The sequence below is a fragment of the Dyella choica genome (genome assembly GCF_003977665.1).
In the GTDB taxonomy this organism is placed as follows: domain Bacteria; phylum Pseudomonadota; class Gammaproteobacteria; order Xanthomonadales; family Rhodanobacteraceae; genus Dyella_B; species Dyella_B choica.
Window position 1 is genome coordinate 44835 of sequence record NZ_RYYV01000017.1, and the last position, 12948, is coordinate 57782.

A 12948-nucleotide genomic window follows, 5' to 3' on the forward strand; every position below is an offset into this window, starting at 1 on the left:
TCGCGATGTGCGTGCATGGCAAGGCTGGGGTTTACACCCCAGCCTACGCATCTGAGGCAGGTGTTGGCTGTTTTGGTACCCATGCAGACGTCCGCATTCATGAAACTGTTGCGCAGCGCCGGCCGCTGGATTGCGCGCTGGCAAAACTGGCTCGTCGCAGCGGCATTGCTGCTGGCCGCGCTGGTTGGTTGTCGCTGGTGGCCGCACCCATCGTTGCGCAGCTGGCTGCCATCTTCCACGGCGGTCTACGACAGCAAGGGACACCTGTTGCGCCTGACACTCTCCAGTGATCAGCAATATCGCCTGTGGGTGCCCTTGAAGGATATTTCCCCGCAACTGGTCGACGGGGTATTGCTGCACGAGGACCGCTGGTATGCGTGGCATCCGGGAATCAACCCCTATGGTTTGCTGCGTGGCGCCTGGGTTACCTACGTGCGGCATCGCGCCCCGCAAGGAGGCTCGACTGTCACGATGCAGTTGGCGCGCCTGCTATGGGGGCTCAATACACGGACACCGCTGGGCAAGCTGCGCCAGATCGGGCGCGCCGCGCAGCTCGAATTGTTCTATTCCAAGCACGACATCCTCGAGGCGTACCTCAACTTCACGCCCTATGGCGCCAATGTCCAGGGTGTCGCCACCGCCAGCCTGGTGTATTTCGGCAAGCCGGCCAGCCAGCTCACCCTGCCCGAAGCCTTGACGCTGGCGGTGATCCCGCAAAATCCGTCGCGACACCTGTTGAGCGGAGACGGTGCGGACAATGCGCTGATCAGCAACGGATTGGCCGATGCACGCAACCGCCTGTACCGGGCTTGGTTGCCTCGGCACCCTCAGGATGCCGGACTGAAGCCGCTGTTCGCGTTGCCGTTGGCGCTTCGTGCGCGCAGCCGTCTGCCGTTCGAAGCGCCGCAGGCCGTGGAGCAGGTGCTCGCTACGCAGTTGCTGAGTGACAGCACTCGCAGTGCCGTCGTAACCACTACGCTGGATCTGGATCTGCAACATATCCTGGAGCGTCAGATCGCCTTATACGTAAAGCGCAAGGCGCCGAGCGGCATTGCCAACGGGGCGGCCCTGTTGGTCGATACCCGCGACATGAGCATCAAGGCGATGGTGGGCTCGGCCGACTATCGCAATCCCGCCATCCAGGGGCAGGTGAACGGCACGCTGGGAAAACGCTCACCGGGCTCGACGCTGAAACCTTTCATCTATGCACTGGGTTTCGACCAGGGCGTGCTGCATCCGCAAACCGTTCTGCGTGACGTGCCGACAGCCTTCGGACCGTATACGCCGGAAAACTTCGACGGCAATTTTCTCGGGCCGATCACTGCGACGCAGGCGTTGATCCGCAGTCGCAACATTCCAGCGGTGTGGGTGGCCTCCCAGCTGCACGAGCCCAGTCTCTACGACTTCCTGCAGCAGGCGGGCATTGGCCGCCTGGCCAGCGAGCAGCACTACGGCCTGTCGCTGGTGCTGGGCGGCGGCGAGGTGAGCATGCAGGAGCTGGCCGGTCTCTACGCCATGCTCGCCAATCGAGGCGTGCTGCGTCCGCTGCGCCTCAGCGCCGATGATCCTCAGCCGGAAGGAACGCGGCTCTTGAGTGGTGAAGCCAGCTACATGGTGATGGACATCCTGCGCCAGAACCCCCGGCCGGACGACGTGGTCGGCGCGCAGGAACTGCGCCTGCCGGTGTACTGGAAAACCGGCACTTCATGGGCGTTTCGCGATGCGTGGACAGCGGGCAGCTTCGGGCCCTACGTATTGGTCGTGTGGATCGGCAATTTCGACGGCAGCGGCAATCCTGCGTTCGTCGGTGTGGAAGCCGCTGCGCCGTTGTTCTTCCAGATCATCGACGCGCTGCGCGCCGAACACGTGCCGCTGGACGAACCGATTCGCGCCATGCCGGCCGGTTTGCGGCGCGTGCAGGTCTGCCTGGCCAGCGGCAATCTGCCCACCCAATGGTGTCCGCAGCAGGGGCCGGCCTGGTTCATTCCCGGCAAATCGCCGATTCGCGTCGACAATATCTATCGCCCGGTGGTGATGGATGAAGCCACCGGCTTGCCCGCCTGCCCTCCGTACGACGGTAAGCGCACGCACGTGGAGGTCTACGAATTCTGGCCATCGGATCTGCAACGTGTGTTCCAGCAGGCCGGTATGCCACGCCGCAGCCCACCGGTAAATTCCCATTGCAACGGCACTGAGCGCGTCAACGGGCTGCCGCCTAGCATCACTTCCCCCCTGCGCGGCAGCACCTATACCTTGCGCCTGAAGCAGCTGGCTGAGGAAAGCATACCCTTTACCGCGACCAACGACGCGGCTGTGCGCAACTTATATTGGTTCGTCGACGATGCCTACGTCGGCCGCAGCGCCCCCGGCGAGCCGTTGTATTGGCAGCCGCATGGGGCAGGGCGCTATACGGTGCGCGTGGTGGATGACCACGGGCTGGCCGACCAGCGCAACCTGGACGTGACCCTGGTTCAATAATCGTAGGTTGCGATGCAAGCCCCAACCTCAGCATCCGGCCAAGCATCGCAATGTTGGGGTTTGCCCCCCAACCTACGCTATCCTCGCCCCCTTAACCGCCCGGTTCATCTCCATGAAGCAAGCCTCGGTGCCGTCCTATTACCGCGCCACGGCCACGCCGTACGAGCCGCATGCACCTCTGCAGGACCGCGTCGAGACGCGCGTTGCGATCATCGGTGGCGGGTTTGCCGGGCTGAATACCGCCATGGGACTCGCCGAGCGTGGCGTGCGCGATGTCATCGTGCTGGAGCGGGAGCAGGTCGGCTTCGGCGCTTCGGGCCGTAATGGCGGCTTCGTCTTCGGGGGTTATTCGCTGGGCGAGGAAGCGTTGCGCCATCAGTTGGGCGACGAGCGTGCCAAGCGCATCTTCGATCTCACCACCGCAGCGGTGCAGTGCATACGCGAACGTGTGACACGCTACGCCATCGCTTGCGACATGGTCGACCAGGGCGTGATCTGGGCCAATTGGTTCCGTGATCCGAACGTACTGCGCAAACGGCAGCGATTGCTGGCCGAGCAGTACGGCGTGCAATGGGATTGGCTGCCGCAGGAAGAACTGCGCGAACTGGTGCGCAGCGAGCGTTATTACGACGGACTGTACGAACGCAATGCCTTGCATTTGCATCCGTTGAACTACGCCATCGGACTCGCGGCGGCAGCCGTGCAGAAGGGGGTACGCATTTACGAGAACAGCGACGTATGGCGCCTTCACCGCGAACGCAGTCATTGGCGCATCAGTACGCCACAAGGCGAAGTGCAGGCCGAGCATGTGGTCTTGGCATGTGGGGGCTATCTCGCTGGTTTGCGCCGGCAAATCGATCGCGCCGTATTGCCGATCGCCACCTATGTCATGGTGACGGAGCCGCTGGGCGATCGCTTGGATGAATGCCTTCAGACGCGTGCCGCCGTCTACGATACGCGCTTCGCCTTCGACTATTACCGGCCCTTGCCCGATACGCGGCTGCTGTGGGGTGGCAGGATCTCGATACGCAACCGTTCCGCAGCGGCTGTGCAGCGCGTCCTGACCCACGACCTGCTGCGCGTTTTCCCGGGCTTGAAGGGCCTGCGCGCCGACTACGCCTGGTCCGGTTTGATGAGCTATGCGCGCCACCAGATGCCGCAGATCGGCACCGCCGGCGATGGTCTATGGTGGGCGCAGGCATTTGGCGGTCACGGCTTGGCGCCCACTTGCGCAGCCGGTGAACTGCTGGCCGCGGCCATTGCCGAGGCCGATGAAGGCTGGCGGCAGTTTGCCGATTACGGCCTTGCGCATGCCTACAAACCCTTTGGCCTGCTGGCGGCTCAGGCCAGCTACTGGTGGCAGGAATTCAACGACTGGTTCAAGACGAGCCTCGAAGGATGAGCGTGCAGACAGTGGCGACGGAAGCAATCAGCTGGGCGGATTTCGAGAAGGTACTGATGGTGGCGGGCACCATCACGCGCGTGGAAGCCTTTCCCGAGGCGCACAAGCCGGCCTGGAAGGTATGGGCGGATTTCGGTCCCTACGGCGAGCGCAAGACCAGCGCGCAGATCGCTACGCTGTATACGCCCGAAACACTGCTCGGCCGGCAGATCGTCGGGGTGATCAATTTTCCGGAAAAGCAGATCGGGCCATTCCGCTCGCAATTCCTGCTGACCGGCTTCCCCACCGAGCAGGGCGTGGTGATCACCAGCATCGAGCGCCCGGTGCCGAATGGGACGAGGCTCGCCTGAACTGAGCAGCAAGCCGACGCTCCGATTCTACGTCGGAGCGATTGCGTAGGTTGGGGTGAAAAAACCAACATCGCGCGGCACGCGGATGGCAATGATTGGGTTTGCACCCGAACCTACGTGCCAAGCGTATCCAGCCATACGCCAAGTCCTTGCGCATTGAGCTCGATATCCGTCCCCAGCCAATGCACCAACGCTTCGCGATCACCATGCCAGCCATGCTCCGCGGTGTGCGCGGCGTAAAGTTGCGTCAATTCATGCACCAGCCGTGCGTGGCGGTCCGATGAGCCCCTGGCGTCGAGTGCAATCACGACCATCGCATCGATCAGTTCATGCAGCTTGTGCGCCAGCTGCTCGACTTGTTCGACGCGCCCGAAGTGGGTGAGGTACATCGCGTCGGGCTTGAGCGCCAGCAGGCGCCCAATCGAAGCATGCAGCGCTTGAGGATCGAACTGCACCGGCGTGGTAGTCGGCAGGATGAAAGGCCCTTGCCGGGTGTCGAATTCGCGATAGGAGAGGCCGAAGGTATCGCCGGTAAAGCACACGTTGGCCTGTTCGTCGTAAATCGCCATGTGATGCTTGGCGTGCCCTGGCGTATCGAGGCAGCGCAGACGCCGGCCTTGCAGATCGACAAAGTGACCGTCGGGCGCTTCCACAATGCGTTCCGCCGGTACCGGGCGAAGCCGGCCGTAGGCTTGCTGCATGACCTCTTCGCCGTAGACTGCGGTGGCGCCGGCCCACAACTGCGAAGGATCAGCCATGTGACGGGCGCCGCGTGGATGCACTACCAAACTGGCGTTGGGCAGTCGCGCCATCAGCTCGCCCGCGCCGCCGGCGTGATCGAGATGCACATGGGTGAGGATCAGCCAATCCACTTCCGAAGCATCTAGGCCGGCAGCGGCGAGCGCAGCCAGCAGGCGGTGCACGGAATGGTTGGTGCCGCAATCGATGAAGGCAGCATGCCGCTGGTGAACCAGCAGGTAGGCCGCATCGAATTGCGGCCGGACGAAACCGGTATCGATCGTATGAATGCCGTTGGAAGTCATGGCAGGCAGCATGAGGGTCGCAGGGGCAACTATACGGTGCTTGAATCCAGCATGCCGTCACTTTTCTTAAGAGCGATCCGAAGCATTGCCCGGCCGGCCTGGACCTGCTCCAGAGTTGCCGTCAACGACCTGCCGGCAATAAGCTTGTACCCATGTCCCCGTCGTTTTCCTTGCGCCGCTTCACCACCTCGCGCCTACTGCGCGTGATGGCCTTGCTTGCTTGGTCGCTGATGACGGTGTCCATGCCGGCGGTTTCGGCCGGCGTCATGGCGGGCTCTGATCACCACGTCGCCAGCATGGCTTCGATGATGATGGACCATGCCACGCATGCCGACGCTACCACGGCAGATGGCTTGCACAACGATCACTGCTGTGGTGACACGACCCACGCGGCTTGCCATTGCGAGGCCATGTGCGCTGCGGCCCTGCTTCCCTCCGTGGCGGCATTGTACGGACCGACACGACTGGCCGTGATTCGCGCTTCGATGCGCAGCGCCGATGCCCCCACCCCTGATCTGATCCCTCCCTTGCGACCACCCGCTGTCTGAAGCGTCCATCACATGGTTAACCGCCGGCACGCGCATCGAGCGCGATTCGCCGCGATGTTTCGCTTCGCATTGGGAGTCACCACATGAACAGCTTCTACCCGCCGCCAGCGGTCGATGTGGCGCGGCGGCGATTCGTCCAGGGCCTTGCCCTGGGCGGCGCCGCGGCCGCGCTGGGCCTGCTGCGGCCGACCGGCGCCATCGCCTCCGGCAGTTTCGCCAGCTCCACCGTGCTCAGCGGCACGGATTTCGCCCTGGACATTGGCCAGACGCGAGTGAACTACACCGGCAAGCCCGGCATCGCCACCACCGTCAACGGCAGCCTGCCAGGGCCCATCCTGCGCTGGAAGCAAGGCAGCGAAGTCCGCTTGCGGGTGACCAACCGCTTGCTTGTGCCGACCTCCATCCATTGGCACGGCATCATTCTTCCATTCGACATGGATGGCGTGCCCGGCATCAGTTTCGGAGGCATTGCTCCCGGGGCAAGCTTCGTCTACCGCTTCAACGTACGGCAGTCCGGTACCTACTGGTACCACGCGCATTCGGGGTATCAGGAACAGACCGGGCTGCTCGGCGCCTTGATCATCGATCCGCAAGGCAGCGAACGTTTCGCCGCCGATCGCGACTACGTGGTGATGCTCAATGACTGGAGCGACGACCATCCGGCCAGCATCTATGCACGCCTGAAGAAAAGCAGCGGCTACTACAACACCGCCCAGCCGAGCGTGGCCGATTTCGTTCGCGACGCGCAGCACCTGGGGCTGCGCGAAGCCTTCGCCAAGCGCCGCATGTGGAATGCCATGCGCATGAATCCGACCGACCTCAGCGACGTGACCGCTTACACCTACACGTACCTGATGAACGGATTTACGCCGGCAGGCAATTGGACCGGCCTGTTCCGTCCCGGCGAAAAGCTGCGATTGCGCGTGATCAATGGTTCGGGCATGACCATTTTCGACCTGCGCATCCCAGGCCTGAAGATGAGTGTGGTCAGCGCCGACGGGCAAGACGTCGAGCCGGTGACGGTGGACGAATTGCGCATCGCCCCCGCCGAGACCTACGACGTCATCGTCGAGCCGCAGGAAGATCGTGCGTACAGCCTGTTCGCCCAAACCATTGATCGCAGCGGCTACGCGCGCGGCACGCTGGCGCCGCGCCCAGGCATGCAAGCCGACGTGCCGGCGATGGATCCGCGCGTATGGGTGGGCATGCAGGACATGATGGGAGGCGCGGCCTCGCCGGGAAGAGGTGGGCACAGCGGCATGCAGGGCATGCATCACGAAGCCATGAACGACATGCCAAACATGCAGGACATGCCCGGCATGGCGATGGACGATCACGCATTCGCCACCCAGCTGAAGACAGGGCCCGGCGTGGACATGCGCGTGCCGGCGCCGCGCACGAATCTGGACGATCCCGGCGTGGGTTTGCGCGACAACGGCCGCCGCGTGCTGACCTACGCCGATCTACATACGATCGGTGGCCCGATCGACCAGCGCGAGCCGGAGCGCGACATCACGCTGCGCCTGACCGGCAACATGGAGCGTTACATGTGGTCATTCGACGGCGTGAAATTCTCCGACGCCCAACCCGTTCGCTTCCGCCACGGCGAGCGGCTGCGCATCGTGCTGGTCAATGACACCATGATGCATCACCCGATCCATCTGCATGGCATGTGGAGCGAGGTGGAAAATGCCGCCGGCGATTTCCAGCTACGCAAGCATACGGTCAGCGTACAGCCGGCGCAGCAGATCAGCTATGCGGTCACTGCCGACAATCCGGGGCGTTGGGCCTACCACTGCCACATGTTGTTTCACATGCAGGCGGGCATGTTCCGCGAGGTGGTGGTGGCATGAATCGACGCACTTATGCAGGATGGCGGCGCGCGTGGCTAGCATGCGTAGCGCTCACACTGCCTTGCACCGCCATGGCGCAAGACGCCATGTCGATGACCCATCACGACGAGCCGTCCCCGGCCATGCAAAACATGGACATGCATGACAATGCCAGTTACGGCATGCTGCTCGTCGACCAACTGGAATTGAGCCATGGCCATAATGGCAACGGCCCGGCGTGGGAAGCCGAGGCCTGGTACGGCAACGACAGCGACAAACTGTGGTTGCGCAGCGAAGGGGAGGGCAGTCATCGGCGCATCGAGCGCGGCGATCTCGAAGCGCTGTGGGGTCATGCCGTTTCGGCCTTTTGGAATACGCAGCTGGGCGTGCGCCATGACCTGGGTATCGGGCCGCAACGCAACTGGGCTGCATTCGGCGTGGAAGGACTGGCGCCCTACTGGTTCGAACTGGAAGCAACGAGCTACCTCAGCAACCAGGGGCGTGTCGCGGCACGCCTGCGCGCGGAATACACCTTGCGTTTCACCCAACGCCTTATGCTGCAGCCGGAGTTCGAAATCAATCTCTACAGCAAGGATGATCCGGCGCAACGCATCGGCAGCGGTGTCTCCGATACCCAGCTGGGGCTACGTCTTCGCTACGAAATCACGCGGCAATTTGCACCTTATGTCGGCGTGGTATGGTCCCGCCGCTTCGCTACCACGGCTACGTTCACCCGCGCGGACCGCGAGAGCGTCTTCGATCGGCAATTCGTCGCCGGCATCCGTTTCTGGTTCTAGGGAAAAGTCATGAAAACCATCATCAGCACACTGGCGGTCGCCGTGATTCTGGCCTTGCTCGGCTTTGCTTATGCCTGGTCGGGTTATTACAACGTAGGCGCGGATGTTCCGCATTGGCCCGCTACGTATCGCTTTTTGGACATGGCTAGGGACCGCTCGATCGAGCATCAGGCCGAATCCATCAGCGTGCCCAAGCTGGACGACCCTGCGCTGATACTAAAAGGTGCGGGCCAATACGCGGCCATGTGCACCGGTTGCCATCTGGCGCCGGGTATGCACGATTCGGAACTGCGTGCCGGCCTTTATCCGCAGCCGCCCGTGCTGGGCCAGGAACCTATCGATCCGCGTGAGGCGTTCTGGGTCATCAAGCATGGCATCAAGCTGACCGCCATGCCGGCCTGGGGCGCCACGCACGACGACCAGACCATCTGGAGCATCGTCGCCTTCGTGCGCAAGCTGCCCGGCATGACGCCGGCGCAGTACAAGGACATCGTCGCCAAGGCGCCGCCGGATGAAGACATGGACATGGGGCATGACCATGACGACATGCCTTCGCATTGATGAGTAGGCTGGTTGCGGCCGATCGGTTTGCGGCCGGCGGTACTCGTCCTCCTTGTGTAGGCGTGCCTTCAAGCTTCGCCGCAATCGGCCACCAGCCCCACCACGCGGGTAAACACGTACTCGGCAGGCTGATGTAGCCCTCGCGCAGCAGCCGGCGGCGCATGACGCGCCTCATCGTGCATGGAAGGGGATCCTGGGGGTCTTGCCGCAATCTCTTGAGGTTGGTCCCAATCTGCGGTTGCACGGCTTGCAGTGATACCTGACACGCCCCTCGGTGCCTGTTGGAACAGTAGAGCTTTATGGCAGCTGCGGTGATAGCAAAATGAAGAACTCATCTACACGGGGTGTTTTTCCCCGGCTGAAATCCCGTGGAAATGCCGCAGGGGAAGACCAGCGCTTGGGTATTCATGCTCGCGCGGATTACGGTTTAATACGCATGGTCCCGGAGCGAGCGTGAGGCGATCTCTTGTTTTCATTGCACGACCTGCTGGCTGTTATGTGCGGATCGCTCGTCGGCTTTTCGCTTGCATTGATCGGCGGTGGCGGTTCGATTCTCGCCATGCCGTTGCTGCTATATGTGGTGGGCCTGAGCAATCCGCACGAGGCGATCGGGACCAGCGCGCTGGCGGTGGCCACCAATGCCTTTGCCAATCTGCTACCGCACGCGCGGGCCGGCCATGTGCGCTGGCGGGCAGCCTTTGCCTTCGCTGCTACCGGGGTGTTGGGCGCTTACTTGGGTTCGAGCCTGGGCAAGCTGATCGATGGCCGGCATCTGCTGGTGTTGTTTGCGCTGTTGATGCTGGTGATCGCCGCGCTGATGCTGCGCGGCAGGCATGCTCACGACGGCAAGGTCCAACTGCACCGCAACATGTTTCCCCGCCTTGGCGCGGCGGGATTCGCTGCCGGCGGACTGGCGGGATTCTTCGGCATTGGCGGCGGTTTCCTGATCGTGCCCAGCCTGGTGTTCGCCAGCGGCATGGCAATCATTGAAGCGATCGGCACTTCCTTGTTTTGCGTCGGCGCATTCGGCCTGACGGCTGCCTTCAACTACGCGGCGTCCGGCTGGGTAGCGTGGTCGATGGCATGGAAATTCGTGGCCGGCGGCATGGCAGGCGGCTGGCTGGGTTCGTGGGTGGCTGAAAAATTGTCCGCCGTGCGGGGCATGCTCAGCATGCTTTTTGCTGCCGTGATCGTTGCGGTGGCCCTTTTCATGCTGGCAAAAAGCTTGCTTCCGTAGGGGTTTTCGGCTCGCGGGTCTGTCCGAGTGCATCTTTTTGGGCCTTTTTTGCCGTGGCTAGTTGGCGAGAGCACAAATTTCCCCTACATTTCGCTCGCCGAAAGGCATATTTCAACAATCCAAATAACGATGGGGTAGTCCATGGCAAAGAAGGCAGCAAAAAGCAAGTCGGCGTCCAAGGCCGCCGCAGCTCCGAAGCCGATCAAGGATGCGCTGAGCAAGTCCGGTCTGGTTGCGCATCTGGCGGAAACCACGGGTCTTGCATCCAAGGAAGTGCGTGGCGTTCTGTCCGCGCTGGAAGGCGTGGTGCATGCCTCGATTCATAAGAAGGGCGCCGGCATGTTCACCCTGCCTGGTCTGCTGAAGGTCACCGCTGTCAATGTGCCCGCCAAGCCGCGGCGCAAGGGCATCAACCCCTTCACGAAGGAAGAGCAGTGGTTCGCCGCCAAGCCGGCCACCGTGAAGGTCAAGATCCGTCCGCTGAAGAAGCTCAAGGACGCTGCGCTCTGATCCTCGCCTAGAGCCGTTGTGCCAAGCAGCGGCTGCAAGCAAACCACGGGATGCGTCACCGCGAGGCGGCGCATCCCGTTTTTTATGTGCACTCCCATCCCGCGCTGCGCGCCAATCCTCTTTCGTCCAAACCGGCAGCGTGGTATTACGCGCATGTCCTTGAGGGCCAAGGAAGTGTCCGCAGGGAATCAAGGGGGACGTAAGGCAGCCGCGCAAGTCAAGTAGCGTGGTCTCGCTCACCGTTTCATTCATGGGAGACGACAGTGATGTTCAAGCGACTGAGTGCGGAGTTTTTGGGCACTTTTTGGTTGGTGCTGGGTGGCTGCGGTAGCGCGGTTTTGGCGGCGGCGGTTCCGAATCTGGGGATCGGTTTTGCCGGCGTGGCGCTGGCATTCGGCCTTACCGTGGTCACCATGGCCTATGCCTGCGCGGGCATTTCCGGAGCGCATTTCAATCCCGCGGTCACGCTGGGCCTGTTCTTTGGGGGCCGCTTCAGCGGCAAAGATGTCATTCCTTACATCCTCGTGCAGGTGATCGGTGCGATCGCCGCCGCCGCCGTGCTCTACCTGATCGCCAGCGGCAAGCCGGGGTTCGACGCCACCGCGAGCGGCTTTGCCTCAAACGGCTACGGCGAGCATTCGCCTGGCGGTTATTCGTTGCAGGCGTGCATGGTGAGCGAATTCGTGCTTACCGCGATGTTCCTGATCGTGATCCACGGTGCCACCGACCGTCGCGCACCGGCCGGCTTCGGCCCGTTGGCGATCGGTCTGGCGCTCACCCTGATCCACCTGATCAGCATCCCGGTCACCAACACTTCGGTGAACCCGGCGCGCAGCACCGGCGTGGCGGTGTTCCAGGGTACCTGGGCGCTGCAGCAACTGTGGATGTTCTGGGTGGTGCCACTGCTGGGCGGCGCAGCGGGCGGCCTGATCTTCCGCTTTTTGCTGGGTGAAGACTCCAGGCGAGCGTGACGAGTGTTCAGCCAGATGTAAGTAACGCCTGAGCTGTCGGTTTGCTTGCGACCTCCACTCCCTCCCCTGCAAGCAGGGGAGGGAGCTGCGAAAGAGGCGGGCAGCTTTATGGGCTGCAAAACCCTCGTAAACCATCTTGCAATTCACCTCGCCAACCCCAACGATGCAGGCGTCCCGACCCGAGGTGATTCCGGTGACGCATGCGATCATCGAACTGATTGCCGAATACGGCTTGCTGTTGATCTTCCTCAACGTACTGGTGGAGCAGGCGGGCTTGCCGTTGCCGGCGGTGCCGGCCCTGGTGGTGGCGGGGGCGCTGTCATCCACCGGTAGGTTGCCGCTGGGCGGGGTGGTGCTGGTGGCGTTATTGGCGTGCCTGATCAGCGATTTTGCCTGGTACATCGCGGGCCGCCGTTATGGCGCGTCTGTCATGCGCACGCTGTGCCGCATTTCGCTTTCGCCCGATTCCTGCGTCAAGCAATCGGAACTGCGCTTTCAGCGCTGGCGCGGCCGGATCCTGCTGATCGCCAAGTTCGTGCCGGGTCTTTCCACCATCGCGCCGCCGCTGATGGGCGCGATGAGGCTGCGGCCGCAAGTGTTCATGCTGCTCGATGCGTTGGGCTCGCTGCTCTGGATCGGCCTGATCGTCGGCCTGGGTTACGTGTTTTCGCAGCAGATCGACCGCGTGCTGTTCGCGCTGGCCAGCGCCGGCACGGTGGCGGTGGAAGTGCTGGCTACACTGCTGTTCGCCTACATTGTCGTGAAATGGTGGCAGCGCAAACGGCTGCTGCTGGCCTTGCGGCTGGCGCGCATCAACGTGGATGAACTCCACCGTCTGGTCGAGGACGGCAAGGCACCGGTGGTAGTAGACGTGCGCTCGCAGGCTGCGCGGCTGGCCGACAGCCGCATCATTCCCGGCGCCCTGATGGCGAACCTCGGCGGCATTGAGCAGGAGCTCAAGCATGTGCCGATCGATCAGGAGCTGGTGATCTATTGCAGCTGCCCAAACGAAGTCTCGGCCGCCACGGCGGCGAAGGGGCTGATCATGTTGGGCTACCGGAAGGTGCGTCCGCTGCTGGGCGGACTCGACGCGTGGGCCGATGCTGGTTATGCCATAGAGCACCTGGCGGTGCAGTCGGTCGCCGTGCCCCGGGCAGTCGTGTCAGGTCACGCGCATTGAGTGTACGCAGGCTGGGATGGCAATCCCGGCTCCCTGGCG

12 protein-coding genes are annotated in these 12948 nt (G+C 62.8%); 11 read left to right on the forward strand and 1 reads right to left on the reverse strand.

What is annotated here, in order from left to right; translation table 11 throughout:
- Positions 1–99: 99 nt before the first annotated feature.
- From pbpC to EKH80_RS18390, 3 genes are all read left to right on the forward strand, one after another.
- Positions 100–2478, forward strand: coding sequence for a penicillin-binding protein 1C (gene pbpC, locus EKH80_RS18380; protein ID WP_126686252.1), 2379 nt, complete (start codon positions 100–102; stop codon positions 2476–2478).
- Positions 2479–2590: 112 nt separating this feature from the next.
- Positions 2591–3880, forward strand: coding sequence for an NAD(P)/FAD-dependent oxidoreductase (locus tag EKH80_RS18385; RefSeq protein WP_126686253.1), 1290 nt, complete (start codon positions 2591–2593; stop codon positions 3878–3880).
- Positions 3877–4230 carry a tRNA-binding protein gene (locus tag EKH80_RS18390; RefSeq protein WP_126686254.1) on the forward strand — a complete coding sequence of 118 codons (354 nt, stop codon included), beginning with the start codon at positions 3877–3879 and terminating at the stop codon, positions 4228–4230. The genes EKH80_RS18385 and EKH80_RS18390 overlap by 4 nt, the downstream gene beginning before the upstream one ends.
- Positions 4231–4343: 113 nt before the next feature.
- Here EKH80_RS18390 and EKH80_RS18395 read toward each other — a convergent pair whose 3' ends face one another.
- Positions 4344–5285 (reverse strand): MBL fold metallo-hydrolase, encoded by a 942-nt coding sequence (locus tag EKH80_RS18395; RefSeq protein ID WP_230473797.1) that lies wholly within the window; start codon positions 5283–5285, stop codon positions 4344–4346.
- Positions 5286–5425: 140 nt separating this feature from the next.
- On the opposite strand from EKH80_RS18395, the gene EKH80_RS18400 reads away from it, so the two are divergent.
- From EKH80_RS18400 to EKH80_RS18435, 8 genes are all read left to right on the forward strand, one after another.
- Positions 5426–5821: a hypothetical protein gene (locus tag EKH80_RS18400; RefSeq protein WP_126686255.1), complete on the forward strand. Its 396-nt coding sequence runs from the start codon at positions 5426–5428 to the stop codon at positions 5819–5821.
- Positions 5822–5904: 83 nt separating this feature from the next.
- Complete coding sequence (locus tag EKH80_RS18405) at positions 5905–7674, forward strand: copper resistance system multicopper oxidase (RefSeq protein WP_126686256.1); 1770 nt, start codon at positions 5905–5907, stop codon at positions 7672–7674.
- On the forward strand, positions 7671–8450 hold the full coding sequence (locus tag EKH80_RS18410; RefSeq protein WP_126686257.1) for a copper resistance protein B: 780 nt from the start codon (positions 7671–7673) through the stop codon (positions 8448–8450). Before EKH80_RS18405 ends, EKH80_RS18410 begins: the two co-directional genes overlap by 4 nt.
- A 9-nt stretch (positions 8451–8459) precedes the next feature.
- Positions 8460–9011: a c-type cytochrome gene (locus EKH80_RS18415; protein WP_126686258.1), complete on the forward strand. Its 552-nt coding sequence runs from the start codon at positions 8460–8462 to the stop codon at positions 9009–9011.
- Positions 9012–9507: 496 nt separating this feature from the next.
- Entirely contained in the window at positions 9508–10248 is a 741-nt protein-coding gene (locus tag EKH80_RS18420) for a sulfite exporter TauE/SafE family protein (protein WP_126686294.1), read from the forward strand.
- Positions 10249–10389: 141 nt separating this feature from the next.
- The gene (locus tag EKH80_RS18425) at positions 10390–10758 is read left to right on the forward strand and encodes an HU family DNA-binding protein (protein ID WP_126686259.1); all 369 of its coding nucleotides are present in this window, start codon (positions 10390–10392) and stop codon (positions 10756–10758) included.
- 266 nt (positions 10759–11024) lie between these two features.
- A complete protein-coding gene (aqpZ, locus tag EKH80_RS18430; protein WP_126686260.1) occupies positions 11025–11729 on the forward strand; it encodes an aquaporin Z in 705 nt (234 codons plus the stop codon).
- 193 nt (positions 11730–11922) lie between these two features.
- Positions 11923–12909, forward strand: a complete 987-nt coding sequence (locus EKH80_RS18435) for a DedA family protein/thiosulfate sulfurtransferase GlpE (RefSeq protein ID WP_230473798.1) — start codon at positions 11923–11925, stop codon at positions 12907–12909.
- Positions 12910–12948: the final 39 nt, after the last annotated feature.

What these genes read in the sequence shown, in the direction of transcription:
- pbpC (WP_126686252.1), top strand. Translation starts at nt 100, where the DNA reads ATGAAACTGTTGCGCAGCGCCGGCCGCTGGATTGCGCGCTGGCAAAAC.
- EKH80_RS18385 (WP_126686253.1), top strand. Translation starts at nt 2,591, where the DNA reads ATGAAGCAAGCCTCGGTGCCGTCCTATTACCGCGCCACGGCCACGCCG.
- EKH80_RS18390 (WP_126686254.1), top strand. Translation starts at nt 3,877, where the DNA reads ATGAGCGTGCAGACAGTGGCGACGGAAGCAATCAGCTGGGCGGATTTC.
- EKH80_RS18395 (WP_230473797.1), bottom strand. Translation starts at nt 5,285, where the DNA reads ATGCTGCCTGCCATGACTTCCAACGGCATTCATACGATCGATACCGGT.
- EKH80_RS18400 (WP_126686255.1), top strand. Translation starts at nt 5,426, where the DNA reads ATGTCCCCGTCGTTTTCCTTGCGCCGCTTCACCACCTCGCGCCTACTG.
- EKH80_RS18405 (WP_126686256.1), top strand. Translation starts at nt 5,905, where the DNA reads ATGAACAGCTTCTACCCGCCGCCAGCGGTCGATGTGGCGCGGCGGCGA.
- EKH80_RS18410 (WP_126686257.1), top strand. Translation starts at nt 7,671, where the DNA reads ATGAATCGACGCACTTATGCAGGATGGCGGCGCGCGTGGCTAGCATGC.
- EKH80_RS18415 (WP_126686258.1), top strand. Translation starts at nt 8,460, where the DNA reads ATGAAAACCATCATCAGCACACTGGCGGTCGCCGTGATTCTGGCCTTG.
- EKH80_RS18420 (WP_126686294.1), top strand. Translation starts at nt 9,508, where the DNA reads ATGTGCGGATCGCTCGTCGGCTTTTCGCTTGCATTGATCGGCGGTGGC.
- EKH80_RS18425 (WP_126686259.1), top strand. Translation starts at nt 10,390, where the DNA reads ATGGCAAAGAAGGCAGCAAAAAGCAAGTCGGCGTCCAAGGCCGCCGCA.
- aqpZ (WP_126686260.1), top strand. Translation starts at nt 11,025, where the DNA reads ATGTTCAAGCGACTGAGTGCGGAGTTTTTGGGCACTTTTTGGTTGGTG.